At 45.2% G+C, this 16,770-nt stretch carries 10 protein-coding genes; 7 read left to right on the top strand and 3 right to left on the bottom strand.

Going from position 1 to position 16,770, the window contains the following annotated elements:
• The first annotated feature begins 4 nt into the window (after window positions 1-4).
• Window positions 5-3,673, top strand: coding sequence for a type I restriction endonuclease subunit R (locus tag AC6R1A_RS09515; protein WP_500634110.1), 3,669 nt, complete (start codon window positions 5-7; stop codon window positions 3,671-3,673).
• Between the two features lie 735 nt (window positions 3,674-4,408).
• Here the strand turns inward: AC6R1A_RS09515 and AC6R1A_RS09510 are convergent.
• Window positions 4,409-5,293 carry a BrxR family helix-turn-helix transcriptional regulator gene (locus AC6R1A_RS09510; protein ID WP_500634109.1) on the bottom strand — a complete coding sequence of 295 codons (885 nt, stop codon included), beginning with the start codon at window positions 5,291-5,293 and terminating at the stop codon, window positions 4,409-4,411.
• 156 nt (window positions 5,294-5,449) lie between these two features.
• On the opposite strand from AC6R1A_RS09510, the gene AC6R1A_RS09505 reads away from it, so the two are divergent.
• The 5 genes from AC6R1A_RS09505 (at window position 5,450) to AC6R1A_RS09485 (ending at window position 13,871) form a co-directional block, all read left to right on the top strand.
• Window positions 5,450-8,941, top strand: coding sequence for a hypothetical protein (locus AC6R1A_RS09505; protein WP_500634108.1), 3,492 nt, complete (start codon window positions 5,450-5,452; stop codon window positions 8,939-8,941).
• The gene (locus AC6R1A_RS09500) at window positions 8,941-10,905 is read left to right on the top strand and encodes a hypothetical protein (RefSeq protein WP_500634107.1); all 1,965 of its coding nucleotides are present in this window, start codon (window positions 8,941-8,943) and stop codon (window positions 10,903-10,905) included. Before AC6R1A_RS09505 ends, AC6R1A_RS09500 begins: the two co-directional genes overlap by 1 nt.
• Before the next feature lie 105 nt (window positions 10,906-11,010).
• On the top strand, window positions 11,011-11,295 hold the full coding sequence (locus AC6R1A_RS09495; protein ID WP_500634106.1) for a 5-methylcytosine restriction system specificity protein McrC: 285 nt from the start codon (window positions 11,011-11,013) through the stop codon (window positions 11,293-11,295).
• 138 nt (window positions 11,296-11,433) lie between these two features.
• Window positions 11,434-13,143: a class I SAM-dependent methyltransferase gene (locus tag AC6R1A_RS09490; RefSeq protein ID WP_500634105.1), complete on the top strand. Its 1,710-nt coding sequence runs from the start codon at window positions 11,434-11,436 to the stop codon at window positions 13,141-13,143.
• A gap of 5 nt (window positions 13,144-13,148) precedes the next feature.
• The gene (locus AC6R1A_RS09485; protein ID WP_500634104.1) at window positions 13,149-13,871 is read left to right on the top strand and encodes a DUF429 domain-containing protein; all 723 of its coding nucleotides are present in this window, start codon (window positions 13,149-13,151) and stop codon (window positions 13,869-13,871) included.
• A gap of 39 nt (window positions 13,872-13,910) precedes the next feature.
• Here the strand turns inward: AC6R1A_RS09485 and AC6R1A_RS09480 are convergent, their stop codons facing one another.
• The gene (locus AC6R1A_RS09480; protein ID WP_500634103.1) at window positions 13,911-15,323 is read right to left on the bottom strand and encodes a DEAD/DEAH box helicase; all 1,413 of its coding nucleotides are present in this window, start codon (window positions 15,321-15,323) and stop codon (window positions 13,911-13,913) included.
• A 183-nt stretch (window positions 15,324-15,506) separates the two neighbouring features.
• Complete coding sequence (gene rrtA / locus AC6R1A_RS09475) at window positions 15,507-16,115, bottom strand: rhombosortase (RefSeq protein ID WP_500634102.1); 609 nt, start codon at window positions 16,113-16,115, stop codon at window positions 15,507-15,509.
• Between rrtA and AC6R1A_RS09470 the strand changes: the two genes are divergently transcribed.
• Window positions 16,092-16,712, top strand: a complete 621-nt coding sequence (locus AC6R1A_RS09470) for a tRNA-uridine aminocarboxypropyltransferase (RefSeq protein ID WP_500634101.1) — start codon at window positions 16,092-16,094, stop codon at window positions 16,710-16,712. The two genes, rrtA and AC6R1A_RS09470, sit on opposite strands and share 24 nt — an antisense overlap.
• The last annotated feature ends 58 nt before the right edge of the window (window positions 16,713-16,770 follow it).

The following is a 16,770-nucleotide window of genomic DNA, read 5'->3' as shown; positions in this document are numbered from 1 at the left end:
TGACATGAAAAAACATACCGAAGCACGTTTTGAAGATGCGATTGAAGCTTGTCTTGTTGATGTACACAAGTATGAACAAGGACAAAACTCAGATTTTGACACTGAAAAAGCCTTAGAGCCTAAGCGGGTAGTTCGGTTCATACGTGAAACGCAAAAGAAAGTATGGGCAAGTCTAGAGGCTATTCATGGTGATGGATTAGAGACGCTTATTGTCGACACGCTGAGCAAAGAATTAAATGCAAGGGGGACGCTAAAAGTACTTCGCCATGGATTTAAGTGCTTCGGTAAGAAAATTCGAATAGCGTTCTTTGCTCCGAATAACCATAAGAATGCTGACACCTGGGAGCTGTATGGAAAGAATATACTTAGTGTAACTCGCCAGCTTCATTACAGTGAATCTACTCCAAAAAAATCTATAGATATGGTTCTATTTATTAATGGAATACCTGTAGCAACAATGGAGCTGAAAAATGAATTTACAAATCAAGATGTAGAAGATGCCAAGCGACAATATAAAAATGACCGTGATCATAAAGAACTAATCTTCGAGTTTAAGAAACGTACATTGGTTCATTTTGCTGTCGATACGCAGTTAGTGTTTATGGCAACTCGACTAAGTGGTAATAAGACGTTTTTCTTACCGTTCAATAAAGGGTGCAATAGTGGCGCTGGTAACCCTGTATCTGAAAGTGGTGGTTATAAAACGGCATATTTATGGGAGCAGGTGCTAGGTCGGGATAGCTTCCTTGATATTCTTGGCCGTTTTATGCATTTGCAAGTAGAAGAAAAGCGGGTATTAACGGATAAAGGCATTAAGAAAATCACTAAAGAAACGATGATCTTCCCCCGTTATCATCAACTTGATGCCGTTAGAAGCTTAGTTTCTCATGCGTATGAGTCAGGACCTGGTCGTAACTATCTTGTAGAGCATTCTGCTGGTTCTGGGAAATCAAACTCTATTGCATGGTTAGCCCATCGCTTGAGTAGTCTTCATAACGAGCAAGAGCAGCGCATTTTCAATTCTGTCATTGTTGTCACTGACCGACGAGTTCTAGACCAGCAACTTCAGAACACTATTTACCAGTTTGAGCATAAGCAAGGGGTTGTTCAAAAAATTGATGAGGATACTCGTCAGCTTGTGAAAGCCTTGGTTGACGGCACCCCTATAATCATTACCACCTTGCAAAAATTCCCGTTTGTAACTGAAACCATAGAGAAGTTAAATGAAGAACAAGGTCTCGAAGAGGGTTTAAAGTTCAGTACTGCAGGAAAGAATTTTGCGGTAATTGTTGATGAAGCACATAGTTCGCAATCTGGTGAAAGCGCTATGGAGTTAAAAGGTGTTCTAAACCGTGATGGTATTCAACTATCTGCTTCTGAGTTTGCCTTAGAAAATGATTTTGGAGACGAGGATTATGACAACTTTGAAGACGTTTGTCGTGAAATGATGAAGCGCGGGAAGCAACCTAATATCAGCTTCTTTGCCTTTACTGCAACACCTAAATATAAAACAAAGCATGTTTTCAATGAGCCTGACCCTAAAACGGGAAAGGTGCCTTTTCACAAGTACTCAATGCGTCAAGCAATTGAAGAAAAGTTTATCCTTGATGTTCTGAAGCATTATACAACCTATACCGCGTACTTTGGTATGGCGAAGTCTTCCGAAGAAGATCCCCATGTTGAAAGGAAAAAAGCAGCCCTAGCGCTAGCGCGTAACTTGAATCGCCACCCTACAAATCTATATCAGAAGACAGAGGTGATGGTTGAGCACTTTAGACAGCATGTTCGCCACAAAATTGGTGGTAGAGCTAAAGCTATGGTTGTAACGGGCTCTAGACTTCAAGCTGTGGATTATAAGAAACAGTTTGATAGTTATATAAAAGAGAAAGGATACTCTGACGTGAAGTCGTTAGTTGCTTTCTCTGGCACAGTTACCGATCCGAAGGTGCCTGATAAAGAGTACACCGAAGTTGGTTTAAATGGTGGTATTAAAGAGAGTGAGTTACCAGAGCAATTTGATACTGACGAATATCAAGTATTACTTGTGGCTGAAAAGTATCAAACAGGTTTTGATCAACCGCTGCTTCACACCATGTATGTGGATAAGAAGCTTTCAGGTATACAAGCTGTCCAAACGCTATCTCGCTTAAATAGAACATGTGCAGGTAAAGAGGATACCTTTGTTCTGGACTTTCAGAATAAGCGAGAACATATATTTAGAGCCTTTAAAGACTTTTACGAAGATATAGCATACGAAGAGTTGACGGATGCTCAGCAATTGTATCGTCTTCAAGACCAAATTGACGAGTCTGGGATTGTCTTCACCAGTGAAGTTGAAGAGTTTTGTAAGGTATACTTTCAGCCTAAACGACAAGAAAGCAAGCAGGATCACGCCAAGTTTAATAGCATATTAGATAAGGCGATTGAACGCTTTAAAGAGCTAGAGGAAGAGGAACAATCAGAGGTTAAAGGCTTACTTGTTGATTTTCGAAACATGTATAGTTTTCTGTCCCAAGTTATTCCTTACCAGGACTCTGATTTGGAGCAATTGTATACCTATGCTCGTTTCTTGTTGACGAAGCTACCAAGGAAAGCCAGTGGTACTGATTATCATGTCGAAGATGATGTGGAGCTCCAGTACTATCGATTACAAAAAATCAGTGAAGGTCAAATTGATCTAAATACAGGTGAAGCGAAAGCGCTAAAAGGCCCTTCTGATGTTGGCACTGGGCAACAGGGAGAAGAGCTAATCAGGCTGTCTGAATTAGTTGCTTTGCTTAATGACCGTTTTGGTACGGATTTTAATCAAGCGGATCAGTTGTTCTTCGACCAAATTGAGCAAGAAGCTGTTGGGTGCGAGAAGCTGAGAATGGCTGCTGCTGTAAACTCTCTAGATGACTTCCGGTATGTGTTTAAGAAAGCGTTCAGTGGCTTAGTTATAGACCGAATGGATGGGAACGAAGAAATCTTCAATAAGCTCATGGGAGATGTTGAATTTAGAGATCTCGCATCTGAGCATTTATTACATAAGGTTTATCACTCGTTGAAGTCTGACGAAGCTCAAACTAGTAAGCCATTACCGCTTAATTTTGGTAACAAGCAGCTTTTTCAGACTCCGCAACTTGAAAAACTTGATGCGATAACTAAGTTAGCCACCATAACTATCACTACTGATATCCCATATGTTGATGATATCGTTAACTTAAGCGTTCTGGGGCACGCTCGTGAGCTAAGAGAGTTGGGGGTTGTCACTCCAAAACAGTTAGAGGCTTATTTTGAGTTAACAGCAGAACTTTCGGCTGCATTTGAAGGCGTAGACGTTCCATTTATAGATTCAGTTGATTCAAACTCTAATAGTCTACTCTGGTCCCTATCTTCAGTCACAGAAGGCAGCTCAATAGTTGAAATTGCTCTGAGCTACTATCAACCAGCATTAGAAATGGCTGAGGTAGCAGTTGATATTGGCTCTGGTGCTTTAACAGTGGCCGAGAATGGTCTAACACTAGCTGGAGCAGCAGCTTTGCTGCAAAAGCCATACAAAGCCATTAAGCAAAAGCTAAGCAAAAAAATGATAGAAGCTGAGTTAGATGATGGAACTGACGAAGTTGAACAAAAAGGCTCAGTAATAATTACGGAGTTCAATTTTCAGGATGAACTAAAAAAGCGTGACTGATTAATTGAGTGTTGAGGTCATGGTAAGCCAACTTATCGAGTGCGATGGTGAAGCTATCGTTTTTCAGTTAAGCATCTGCCTAGCCTTTGCTAAAAGTAATGCTTAATGTAATGCTTTTTTATTTTTGTATATTGAAATTGCTTAATATTCATATGATTATAGCGTAAAGTGGAATTCCTCACTCCCGCCACATTCTTAAAGGTCTGATTTATCAGGCCTTTTTTCGTGTTAGGGCTGTGTGCTATCAACCTAAAGGTACAAAATAGCAGACAATGACAGCTACATTACCAAATTATACATCCCGACAATGCACCTATCTTGTTCGCAGCAGAGCAGGCATCTACTCGTTTCGCTGGAATATTCTCGCCAATGGTAAGCACCACCAGCCTAAACTTTCACGGAAAATGAGAGACTTTTTGACGGCTGTTCGGTTTGCCTCCGACCTGGCAAGTCGACTCCTTCAGCTTCCAAATCCTACCATTGATGAAATAAAATCCATCTACAGTGACTTTTCAGGGAAGCAGAAGAAACAGAACTTGTTATTATCTTCCATTGATATAGTGGACTTTCTTAAAGATTTGAGTGCAAAAAGTCAGACAGAATATCGCAACTGTTGGAATGGTTTTGTCCATTGCCTTTCATTTTCAAAGACTCTAGACAGCGTTAGACAGGCTCACATTGAAAAGTGGAAAGAGACCCAGCCAGACGTGTAGCGTAACTACTATGAGGAAAAAGTTACGCTTTCTCTCTAGTTGTTCTTACTTGTGAAAAGCCGGGCCCAAGCGTCTGTATAGATTCAATTTCTTCAACCTCATGCCTGTTCATAAGCTGTAACCCAAACACCTTAGGAGGGAGGAGTGCGTCGTTCGAACAGTCTACTCTTAGCTCGTTGAGCACATAGCCAGCTAAGGCTGCGTTAGTCTCGATGTTTCGGATCGGTTTTCCTTCCATCTCTAGCTCCCATGCTAGGTTCTTGATGTTTCCATGCCGGGTATGAGGAGCAACACTTAGGGTGACAATAGTTTGCCACTCTTTGTCTTTTTCTGGGGGAATATACTCAGAGGTATGAGCTGGTTCTGCAGAGACAAATCGACTGACTCGAAATGAGCGCCCACCACCTTTGCTGTCATTCGCTTCAGAGTCCCACCCTCTGACATGCCATGCACCTAAGCCGAAAAAAACAGAGTGTGGAGAATAGATGCGAGGTTTCTTGCCCTTTGAGGAGTTGTATTCAACTGCTAAGGGTTGTTTAGCTACAATCGCCCTGGTTATGTGGGACAGAATTTCGTCTGATATGTTTTCAATTATTCTGGCAGAGTTCTGCACTCCATATGTAGCGGTTTCGAGCAGAGTTTCTTCTATACCCCAAGCAAATAACCTCAAGGCCGCAAAAGCATCATGTTTGAACTTGGGTTGAAAATTAGGCGTTCGGACATAGCAGCGTCTCCCCACGTCAAATTGAATATTATCTTCAAACTTTTCCCGGTACTGATTGAATGCACGGCTAGAGGTAGCAATAGAGATTTCTCCATGCTTCATTAAGTCAGCACGATTTACCTTGCCATAGAACATCAGATAGAAGTCTATTAGTCGGAGTCGTTTTTCTTGAACTGTATCCATATCATTTTGCACCTGAGTATCAAAATTTACTGTACTAATTTACTCTAACGATGCAAATGATTCTAGTGTAGGATCGAATTATGTAGAGAATTGCTTGAAAGTTCAGTAATGGTAATTGTCGTGAAATATAACTGATTCAATTGCTTAGAGGTGATTATGAGTGCGTTGCTTAAAACCTATTTAGAGATAGCCGGACCAGAGGCTTGTATGTTTGATGAAGGCTTCCTGGCTTTAGTTGATGCACAAACCGGGCTAGGAAAAACCTATCAAGCAACGGAATTGCAACTGCAACACCTCGTTATCGATTCAGGAAAAACACTAATTTATGCGACGAACTTGCGCGTTAATGTTAAAGAGGCATACGAAGATCTGCTGAATCGAATACAAAGCAATAGCTCTATTTCCGAGCTGCAAAAAAAGCAGCTCAAAGAGAATGTAATTCTGATACCAGCACAAGATACCTGTATCACCGAGTTATCTGATAGTGATTGGGCGTTAATCTATGAAGCTTTGGAAGTGCGTGAACGTCGGGAGATAAAAACAGCTTTAGATAGGATCAACCTGTTGGAGCAAGCTAAGGCGGGTACAAACTCAAATACGTTTGATGAAGAACTACGTAGCCGTTATGGCGCCATTTTCTCTCTGGTAAGAGAGTATCTGAGAAAGAAAGGGAATTGGAGCTATGAGCTAGAAACAGTACTAGACAAAATATTCCCGGCCAGAAGAATACGAAAAGGTACAACGCAAGTGCTGTTTATGACTACGTCTAAGCTACTTTATCCCTGGCATGGCATCCACAGTACTTACCGAGTCAGTGACTTCCTGGACAGCTCTTTGCTCATCTTGGACGAGTTTGATCGACAGCAGGGTGAGTTTTTGACGCATCTCATCAATACTGTATCTGATTATGACATTATCGCCTTGACACGAAAATTTTATGCAAGCTTTGATAGCTTTAAAGTCCGTGGGGCTCCTGAATTTATGGGCGTAGATAAAAGCTTTGATAAATTCCGTGCTGCTTTAAAGGACTTCAAAAGCAAATGGAAGGTTCAATATAGACCGTATATCTCCAACGCTACGATTCTAGAAGGTAGTGAAAACCAAAGCAGAATATTTACCCTACTGTCTGACAGGATGTCCATTCATGCCATCAACTTCAAGCATGAAGATCTTAGGTCTAAAACTAACCATTTAGAAGGTAGCCATGAAATTGGTCCCGGAGGTGATGAGAGTGCGATTCAGTTTGTAAACAATGGTGCTCAACTTGTGCGAACATTCTGCAATGGAATGCTGGGCGCTATTCTCAAGCTAAAAAACAACCTGGAAGGTCTCGGGGATTTAACCACCTATACAACGGAAAACCTGGTAGAAAAGATCCTCAATAACCTTGGGCTTGCGGAGCTCACGAAAAGTATCATGTCACTAATTTCTGCAAGGTTAAGCTTCAAGGTAGAAAGTGAATATAAATCTTATAGTTTTCACGACAGTGGGTATGAGATAGCTAATATCTCTAGGTACAGTGAGACCGATGATACCGTAGTTGCATCAACCTTCGATTTAGCTTTGACATCATCAGGCTTGTTGGCTCACTGGGTTTTAGCTGGAGCAAAGGTTCTGGGTATCAGTGCAACTGCGACCAGTGCGACTGCGATTCATAATTTCGATCTAAAGTATCTACGAGATGTACTATCAACGCGATTCATTGTGCTTAATGACGAGCAGAAAAAGGCGATACAGGCAGAGTATTACGCAAAGCGTCGTTATAAGGAAAATGGTGTTCAGATAGCGGTACAGAGCATCTCAGAACGAGTTGCTTGGGGCGGTGTTGAGAAGCTTTACCAAGAGTTCAAAGGTAGTGCTCTGATGCCTCAGATTCTGGAAATGCAACTATGCGAGATGTTGGGCATTGATAAACCGGAAAGCCTGCCATTTGGGCTAAAAAGGGTAAATAAGTTACTTGAATCCATCCGACTGTTCTCAGTACACCGAGATAACCGATATCACTTCTGCATGCTTAACAAAAGTTATAAAACGAAAGAGTTTTTTGAATTTATGGCATTTGTCGGAGATAAGTTCGGTGTCAGCATTTTCGAAAACATCAATGCGGCATCGTTCAGAACCGATGAATTTCAGTCTGTGCTTGAACAACTCGAAACTACATCTAATAAGGTGGTTGTCATCACCAACTATCAGGCCACAGGGGCAGGGCTCTCACCTTCGTACGCTATAGCACAAACGCATAACTTGATATACATCGGCTCTGAGGGCAGTAAGCCTATACAGAACAAAACTGATATAGACTCTATCTACCTTGAGCAACCTAAGAGCTTAATTGGTAGTCACATCTACGACTCTATGCTCAGAAATGAGCGAGATCTGGCGATTAAAAAGAACATCCATGATGCGCTAATGTTGCATGAACAGGGCATTGTCGTGGCTAATGATGTAAAAGGCCAACTGAAATGGTTTATCTCCTCAAAGGTCAATGGCAGAGCTGTCGGTAAAATGATTGCGACTTATAAAGGCAGTGAAGACTATCGCTACGCAGTGTACCGTTTTGTTGAGCAAGCATTAGGGCGTATGTGTCGTACTGAGTGGAAGCAGGAAGAGATCTCCATAATGTTTGATGCTCAGGATGACTTTGTTGAAGCTCTGGCAATGGATAGCCGCGACCTCTCGTACTTGTCTATTGAGTATCGAGAGCTGATTGTAGAAGTGAAAAAGCAGCTGCGAGTTGCTGTAGAAGAAAAGCTGCGTTCAGCTTATCACCCGAAAGCTGCAAGAAATTACGCACATATACAGCGATTGATCACCAGTGTCTATGAGCACCAGAACCCTAGTGCAATAGGCCAATATGAAAGGCTGCGGCAGTGGATGATGAGGAAACCAGCGATGGATAGTGCACCTGATGGTGAGGAGATGCGCTATTACATTGAGCTAGATGCAAGCCTGGGCAAGTATCACTATCAGGTTGAGTTCTCGCACGAGAAAGGTATTACGGAAATGTTCATCGACCCGGTAGATGCATCTGGTACAAGAGAGGTCTCGGAAGTTTCGGCGCGCCTGCCATTGTTGCTGAACAATCCAGCAGTAGCGAAGCATTTTGAAGATGAAGGCTTTGCCTGTTCATTTGTCGAGGGGAAATATGTGCTCGCACCAGCGATGTTTGATCTTTATATGGGAGCGATTGGTGAAGAAGCTATAAAAGCGATTCTCGCTCGTCATGAGTACCAGCTTCAGCCTATGCCTGAGGGTTGTGCGGAATGGTTTGATGGATACCTGGAAGTTGGTGAAAGAATACTGGTGGTGGATGCTAAGCACTGGGATCTAAGCATTGGATGTTTGGTGCACGACAATACTCTGGAAAAATGTCAAAGCAAGCTATCAAAGCTAAGAAAAAACATCCCCGATGCGTTTGGCGATAAACGTATACAGGCGCTGTATATCAACACAATATACGAAGGTGATGGAAGTGTAGTGTCTAGAAGGTTCTCTGTCGATGAAGGGGAGGGCCTGGAGCATGCGAGTTGTTCCGACGCTGATGTAATTGAGGTCCCGGGCATTATTGATAAGAGTACGGGTTCGAGCAATGTACCACCAATGGCACGCTTGCTCGGAATCTTGGAGTCATATAAGGAGACAGAGTGATGAGCCGCAGTTTTACTACCATGATTGACCTAACATTCGATTTCAAAGGTCTTGACAGGAACTATTTGCTGTACAAGGTCTCCTTAGCTAAAACGTCAGAGAAGCAAAACTATTCCGCGCAACTTAGTTTGGTCGATAAAGAAGCTGCTCCTAAAGCACTTATACGTCACTCATACCACCACTGGATACTTGTAGATAAGAAAAATAAGGTTAACTCAACTTCGCCGGACATTTCCTTTGAACAGGTCAGGTTTGAAGACTGCGACGCATTATTGTTGGGACGACTGTTAATTAGAGCCTTGGGTAAGGCTGCATCTGGTGAGTTCTTTTCTGGTTTAGGTGAAACGTATTTGTTCGTTGAACCGGATAAGTTTTATGAACATACCGTATATAAATGTTTGAAATTTGACCTGAGAGAAAGCGTGCGATTTGGCTCTTTGTTTGTAGATATAGACGGGGTGACCTTTTCCCCACTTGAAACAGTTTACAAGCAAAAGCATAAAATAGAGAAAGCACCGAAGTTCGAGTTTGATAACGCTACCGGCATTCTGCGCAGAAATCCAAAGGGTAACCTGATGATTTATAGTCCGGGTAAAAAGAAGTTCACAACTAATGCTATCGACATCACCGGTCAAAAAGCTATCTCACTACAAAAAACGAAAACGGGTGCGATTTATCAATTTGTCGAACTGATGAATCGGTGTTTTGCTGATGTTCTTCGAATAGAGCTCAAGCCTATAGAAGCGGACTGGCGTGAACATTACAAAAAGAAAGATATAGAGAAGATATATCAGAAAATTTATCAGGCAATTGATACAGCTGGTGGAATCCAAGTCATCAATGCTTCAATGAGCAGCAAGGGATATCAAAGGCTTCAAGCAGAGACGTGGCCGGTTATGGTTGAGTTTGTTGAGGCGCAAAATTATGACAAAGCAAAGCCTACATTGGTTGTGCTGGATTCGGCTAAAGAATACGAAGAAGTTGGCCAGGATGATCCTAAGCAGAGCTTCTATTCTGCTGGAACAGTCGTGCAGAGTGTTTACAACTCGACGATCATCTCGCAGCGTGCAAACAAGAATCAAACGGAGCTTCAGCCTTTAATTGATACCTGGGTGAAGGAACTGGCTATTAAACGAGAGTGTGTGCTGGGCCATTTCATGATTCAGGATTTTGTAGAGAACTTTTGGTTTGTTGAGCTCAAGGAAGAGAAGTACCAAGATCCTGTGTACCACATTCTTAAGTGTGAAGGTGGCGAGTTTAAGTACGAAACGCATGACGAGTTTTATTTTGATGAGCTTGGGATTCAGTTACCAGAAAAAAAACGGTGGTTTGAAAAGCTACAGTATGTGATTGATATGTCCAGTGATGAACCTCAGGTGTGCACCATAGTGCACGAAGATATAGCGGTTATTCCTGATGCTGAAAACTTATTCAACGTACTTCGTCACCTGGAAAAGAGTGACCATCAGGGTATGAGTAGAGTGTTCATCGAGGGGTATCTATCTTCTCTTGGCGACTCTGCTGACTCGATTGTAGACAAGCTCAGATTGATGCTGGAAAGGAGCCCTCAAAAGCGGGATTTCTACAAAGAAGATTTAAAGTTGGCCAAGGTCGGCTATCGCTCAAACGCTGAACAAGCACTGATCAATGATTACTTTGAACAAACAGGGATCATGTTCAATTACTCGTTAAAGGGGGAACATAACGAGTACCTGGAAGCCCTCACCGGCCATTTTTATGATGCTGAGCATTCAGCGTACTTTGTGGGTAGCGAGAAAGGTGGTTTTAAGTTTAGCCGTGGTCAGTTCAACCACGTACGCCATCTGGAAGGCCCAGAGTACCTGAAGAGGCGTTGTCTGGAGCTAACCAAGAGCTACTACATTCGCAATAAGCTTGCTACGGTGCGGCCATTTCCATTTAAGTATTTGTCTCAGTGTATAGAGAATTCGACGGAAGCGAGATAATGGTGATCTTTAGTTTTAATATAATTGTCTTTAAAGTCAGGTACATGTTGACATTCTAAGTGTGATTGTATCGAAAGTATGTGTAAGTGGTAGTGTATACTTGATGTGGCTGATACTAAGTGGAAACGAATTGACGAACAGCAAGCCACAGCAAAGCAAAAGTACGGTAGTAGTCAATCTGACATGTATCAAATGCTTGCTTATGGCCAAAATTATTTAGGCGGGGTAAGCGTGGTATATCTGATCTACCCAGCATACGATCACTCTAAAGAGTCTCTACCGCCATTTCGATTTGATGAAAACCTCGCGGTTAAGGTTATCCCTTATGAACTCGTGGATGACGAATGTGAGCTATCGGGTGTTAAGGGTTCTACTGAATGGCGACAATGATTGGAGATGGTACGCCGGATTAAAAGTTTGCTGGATTAATGTGACGTAAATCACCAAACCTAACCCATTTCTAAGACTTTATCGCCATATGCAATTGAGCTGTATATCATGCTTTTAGAATGATGATCGGCGCCTATTATGTTCCAGACCACCTCTTTTTATGATGCGCACGCAGATGTGCTAGCGAAGCAATACAACTCAGTGTCGTTTGAGTATGTCCACCAGTCTTGGCGGGCTTATTGGCCGAGTGCGGGCGCGTCTGTGCTTGATGTGGGAGCCGGTTCTGGGCGAGATGCAAAGTGGTGTAGCGCACAAGGGTGTGAGGTCATTGCTATCGATCCGAGTGATTTGCTGCGAGATATTGGCAAACACAGCACGGGCCCGAATGTCACTTGGCTGAAAGATTCACTCCCTGGGCTAGAGAACACGCTCACCCTAGGTATGCGCTTTGACCTGATCTTAGTTAGTGCAGTATGGATGCATATACCGAGTAGTAAACGGGAGCGCGCGTTTAGGAAACTCTCATATCTTCTTGCTCCCAATGGCAAGCTTGTGATCAGTTTACGTCATGGTGAGTTCGAAGATGGGCGCCACAGCTTTCCTGTTTCGGTGGACGAAATTAAGCGCTACGCAAACGAACGTGCGCTACAAATTGAGTTGGTCACTGATAGCGATGATTCTCTTCAACGCAGCGGTGTGCATTGGCAAACCGTTGTGCTGTCTCTACCTGATGATCGTTCTGGAAGTCTCAACACCGTTCGCCGTATTGTGATCAATGACAGTAAGTCGGCCACCTACAAATTGGCTTTATTGCGCACACTTTTACGCATTGCTGATGCTCATCCCGGCGCAGTGATGGAGAGAGCCGATGGCAAGATAACGCTACCAGCCGGCTTAGTCGCGCTTTATTGGGTCAGGCAATTTAAGCGACTCATTGATGTCGATATCCAAGGCATGGGGATTCAACAAAACTCCAATAGTAGTAAAGGTCTGGGTTTCGTAAAAGAAGATGGGTGGCACCAACTTAACCATCTAGCGGCGGATGATTTTGCCATTGGTGCGCTCTTTATGGGGGATGACGCCAAAGCCATCCAAAAGCTCTTCTCTCACACACTGGCGACCATCAAATCAGGTCCCGTAACCTTTATTTATCAAGGTAGTAAAGACAATCGCTTGTTTGAGTTATGTTCACCTTCCTCTCGTCGCAAGCGTCAAGACTCAGTGGTATTGGATGGCGCGTTTTTCGCAAGTTACGGTGAGTTTGTGCTTGATGAGAGTTTGTGGGAGTGCTTTCGCTTGTATCACTCATGGATTGAGCCTTTAGTCGTCAACCAATGGGTTAAAGAGATGCAGCGATTCGAGTTAAATCGCCAGCGTGATATAGCGCTACATACCTACCATAATTGTTTGGTCTGGATTGATGCTGCGCATGACACGCGTGATGTACGACAAAGAGTTGAGGAGCTCAAAGGTCAAGGGACGGAGATTGTCAGTGTGTGGAGCGGTAAGCCGCTCGCAGATGCGTATCACGTTGATCATTGCTTGCCTTTTGCGTACTGGCCAAACAATGATAAGTGGAACTTATTTCCGACGACATCAGCGGAAAACCTGAAAAAGAGTGACCGACTGCCAACAGTTAAACGCCTGTATGACTCGAGAGTGCGAATCCTAGATTGGTGGAATGTTGCGTGGGGAAATGATGCACATCGCCAGCGCCGCTTTTTCACTGAAGCCGCATTATCGCTGCCCAATTTACCCGCCGCGTGTACCGACTTTGAGGCGGTATTTGAAGCGATGGGGCTTCAAGTGCGAGGGGTAAAAAGCCGTTTACTTGTCTCTGAGTGGTAACCACCATGACTTACACCGGAATTGATGGCTGCAAAGCAGGCTGGTTGGCTTGGGTAGTGACAGAAAATGCACGGCCTAAAATCGTGATTGAAGAAAGTTTGGACGCGCTGGCGGCGCAGATTGGGGGCACTGGAGTGTGGCTGGTGGATATGCCAATCGGCTTTAGCACCCCAGATCAGCCAGATAGGTTATGTGACAAGGCCGCGAGGGCATTGCTCAAAGGGCGCCGTGCGTCGGTGTTTTCCGTACCTTGTCGTGAGGCGGTCTATAGTGAGAGTTACGAGCGCGCCTGCGAGCAAAATGTGGCGCGGTTGGGCAAAAAGTTCTCGAAACAAACCTGGGGTATTGTCCCTAAAATGCGTGAATTGGATGCCTTTGTCCGATCTCGGCGCAGTGCGTCACTGTCTGTACGTGAAGCGCATCCCGAGCTGGCCTTTGCGGGGCTATCTGGTCAACCGATGGCGTGGAATAAAAAGTGTGTTGAGGGGCATCAAGAGCGGTTAGCGCTGCTAAATCACATTGCCCCAGATTGGATGGCGGTGCTCAATTCAGCGCTGGCGAGCGTGCCGCGTAAAGTAGCGGAGAAAGATGACATTCTCGATGCGTTTGTTCTGATGTGTATTTCGATGCGACCAGAAGAGTGGGTGAGCGTACCAAACCCTGCCAGCGATTTAGAATCTGGCTTGCCACGTGAGATTGTCTATCTACCGAGCGCCGATGTGAGCTGAGTACCCGTTTCACATCGGCGTCATCTGTTTAACGCCGGTTTATTGCGCTTTTTGAGTGTTGGATGGCTTGTTTGGACGGTTACCTGAACGGCTTGGCTTTCTTGCACCGTTGCCGCTTTTCCCCGCGGGTTTACCACCACGGTTTGCACCGTTCGCCGATTTTGGGCCGAAGTGACGCTTGTTTTTGCTGGCCGGTTTGTGGCCACGTGCGTTGTCTGCTGAGCGTTGTCCGTCGGTGTGTTCCGTTTTCGGTTTCTTCGGCTTTTTCGGTTTCTTTGGCTTAATCGGGCGTGTGTCGAGTTTCGATTCTGGCAGCACGTTCACTGGCGCATAGCCTTCTAAGGCAAGGCGTGGCAACAACTGTTGAATCAATCGCTCTATGGCAAATAGCTCGCTCGCTTCTGCCGCTTCCACCAAAGAGATGGCACGGCCCACTTCGCCAGCTCGACCTGTACGGCCAATGCGATGAACATAATCTTCGGCCACATGCGGCAGTTCAAAGTTAACCACTTGAGGCAACTGTGGGATGTCGATGCCGCGCGCCGCAATGTCGGTGGCTACCAGCACGCGAACGTCGCCAGATTTAAAATCCGCTAGTGCTTTGGTGCGCGCACTTTGGCTTTTATTGCCGTGAATCGGCGCTGCGGTGATCCCTTGATCATTGAGGTAATACGCTAAGCGGTTAGCACCGTGTTTGGTGCGACAGAACACCAGAACTTGCTTCCAGTCGCCATCTTGGATCAGTTTGACCAACATCGGCGCTTTCTTGCGCTTGTCGGCCGGGTAGATGCACTGCTCGATGGTGGTTGCGGTCGAGTTGGCAGGGGCGACAGACACTTCAACAGGGTTGTTCACCAAGCCTTTTGCTAAGTCACGAATCTCAGCTGAGAACGTCGCTGAGAAGAGCAGGTTCTGGCGTTTTTCAGGTAGCAGAGCCAAAATCTTGCGGATATCGCGAATAAAGCCCATATCCAGCATGCGGTCTGCTTCATCGAGAACCAGCACTTCCAGTTGATCAAATTTCACCGCATTCTGTTGGTAAAGATCGAGCAAGCGACCCGGCGTGGCGACCAACACGTCCAACCCTTTGCGCAGCTTCATCATCTGCGGGTTGATCTTGACGCCGCCAAATACCACACCCGAAGTCAGGCGTTGGTAACGGCTGTACTTGAAGACGTTTTCTTGCACTTGCGCTGCCAACTCACGAGTCGGCGTTAGTACTAGCGCACGAATGTGATTGCCTTTGACGCGCGTGCCGTTATCGAGGCGCTCTAGAATTGGCAGTGTAAAGCCTGCGGTTTTACCTGTGCCTGTCTGCGCTGCGGCCATGACATCTTGACCAGCAAGCACCGCTGGAATGGCTTGTTGCTGGATTGGTGATGGCTCACGGTAGCCTTGTTCATCAATGGCTTTAAGCAGCGGAGCAGAAAGACCTAAATCGGTAAAACCCATACGTTGTTCTCTGTTGTGATGTAACCACGCCCCAGCGTGTATGCGGGGGGCGAAAAAGTGGGCCATTCTGCGCCCTTTGTCTCTGAACATCAATAAAATTATTGAGACAAAGGGCACAAAGACCGGGCGTCAAGGAGGGCAGTGCAAGACGGCGGATGCGGCCGTGGCTGATTTGAGCGTGACTTATTTTAGCGTGATCGCGTCTTTGTTTTGTTGCGTGAGCAAGTGCATGACAAGCGCGAAGAGCAAGCCGGTCCCCACGCCAAAGAGATGTGCATCAATGGCGACAGGTGCTTCAATCAGAGCGCTGGTGGATTCTGGCGCGCCCATGCTTTGCTCCCAAGCAATTTTTGCCAGCAAGCCAAGCACAAGTAGCCCGCTACTTTTTCGCCTTGGTAAATGGCTCTTGCTTGGTAAGTATTCACGTAAGGCGAAGTAGCCAAATAGTCCATGTAAAACGCCAGAGAGGCCAACATAGCCTTGCATCGTCGTCGTCAAGTTAAGTAAACCGACGCCAAGGCTACAGAGAAACAGGGCTAAAATAAGATCAAAGGGGCGAGGGCGGAATAGATAGCAAATCACCCACAGACCTGCGAGGTTCATCACAAGGTGGGCAAGGTTGGTATGGGTAAAGTTTCCTGTTACGATCCGCCACCACTGACCTTGTAGGATATCGACCTGGTGCCAAGCGCTCCAAGTCGCGGCGGGTTCAGTTTGTAACACGGCACACACAAGGCTAATGAGCCCCAATAGGATAATTAAGCGGAAATGACGTTTCGGTACTGTACTCAATGTGGGAAATCACTCAAAGCGTGTCTATGCCAATGGATAGTGCCGCTATCCTCTCATGTGGAACTCATCATACTCCAACATAAAGCGGAAACCCACCGACCAATGGGCACCGCGCGCATCTTGACGCTCTCGCTCTCCAATAGTCGCTGTTACGTCGGGGAAGATTTCAGTGAGCATGAGGCGCTCAACGCCCTGCTTAGTGAACCCAACGTCGAGCATTGGGTACTGTTTCCCGGTGAAGGTGCGCAGAGCTATGAGCAAGTGAGAACGCGCCTCCAGCAAGCTGAGCCTAAGGTACGTCTGCGCGTGATTCTATTGGATGGCACATGGAAGAAAGCCTATAAAATGTGGCAACTCTCAACCAACTTACACGCTTTGCCTAAAGTGGCGCTCCCCACAGATCTGGTGGGCAACTATCGCATTCGTAAATCGCCTAGCGCCAACAGTTTATCGACGGTGGAGGCAGGCTATCACATCTTGCGTTTGCTTGAGCCTCGGCAGGATTTTACCCCACTTATTACCGCGTTTGAGAAGATGATCGATTTTCAGATTGCGCAAATGCCGCCAGGCGTGTTCGAGAAAAACTACCAAGGCTAAAGGTTGCCCCGCAGCAAAGGTTGGCAAAGTCATCTATCTCGGTATATGCTTAACGCAA

Source organism: Vibrio sp. R10-SG3-ISO3, from assembly GCF_059834225.1.
This window is presented reverse-complemented; position numbering and strand designations above follow the sequence as displayed.

Excerpts from the sequence above, each read along its gene's own strand:
- AC6R1A_RS09515 (WP_500634110.1), top strand. The coding sequence starts at position 5 with ATGAAAAAACATACCGAAGCACGTTTTGAAGATGCGATTGAAGCTTGT.
- AC6R1A_RS09510 (WP_500634109.1), bottom strand. The coding sequence starts at position 5,293 with ATGGATACAGTTCAAGAAAAACGACTCCGACTAATAGACTTCTATCTG.
- AC6R1A_RS09505 (WP_500634108.1), top strand. The coding sequence starts at position 5,450 with ATGAGTGCGTTGCTTAAAACCTATTTAGAGATAGCCGGACCAGAGGCT.
- AC6R1A_RS09500 (WP_500634107.1), top strand. The coding sequence starts at position 8,941 with ATGAGCCGCAGTTTTACTACCATGATTGACCTAACATTCGATTTCAAA.
- AC6R1A_RS09490 (WP_500634105.1), top strand. The coding sequence starts at position 11,434 with ATGTTCCAGACCACCTCTTTTTATGATGCGCACGCAGATGTGCTAGCG.
- AC6R1A_RS09485 (WP_500634104.1), top strand. The coding sequence starts at position 13,149 with ATGACTTACACCGGAATTGATGGCTGCAAAGCAGGCTGGTTGGCTTGG.
- AC6R1A_RS09480 (WP_500634103.1), bottom strand. The coding sequence starts at position 15,323 with ATGGGTTTTACCGATTTAGGTCTTTCTGCTCCGCTGCTTAAAGCCATT.
- AC6R1A_RS09470 (WP_500634101.1), top strand. The coding sequence starts at position 16,092 with ATGACGTTTCGGTACTGTACTCAATGTGGGAAATCACTCAAAGCGTGT.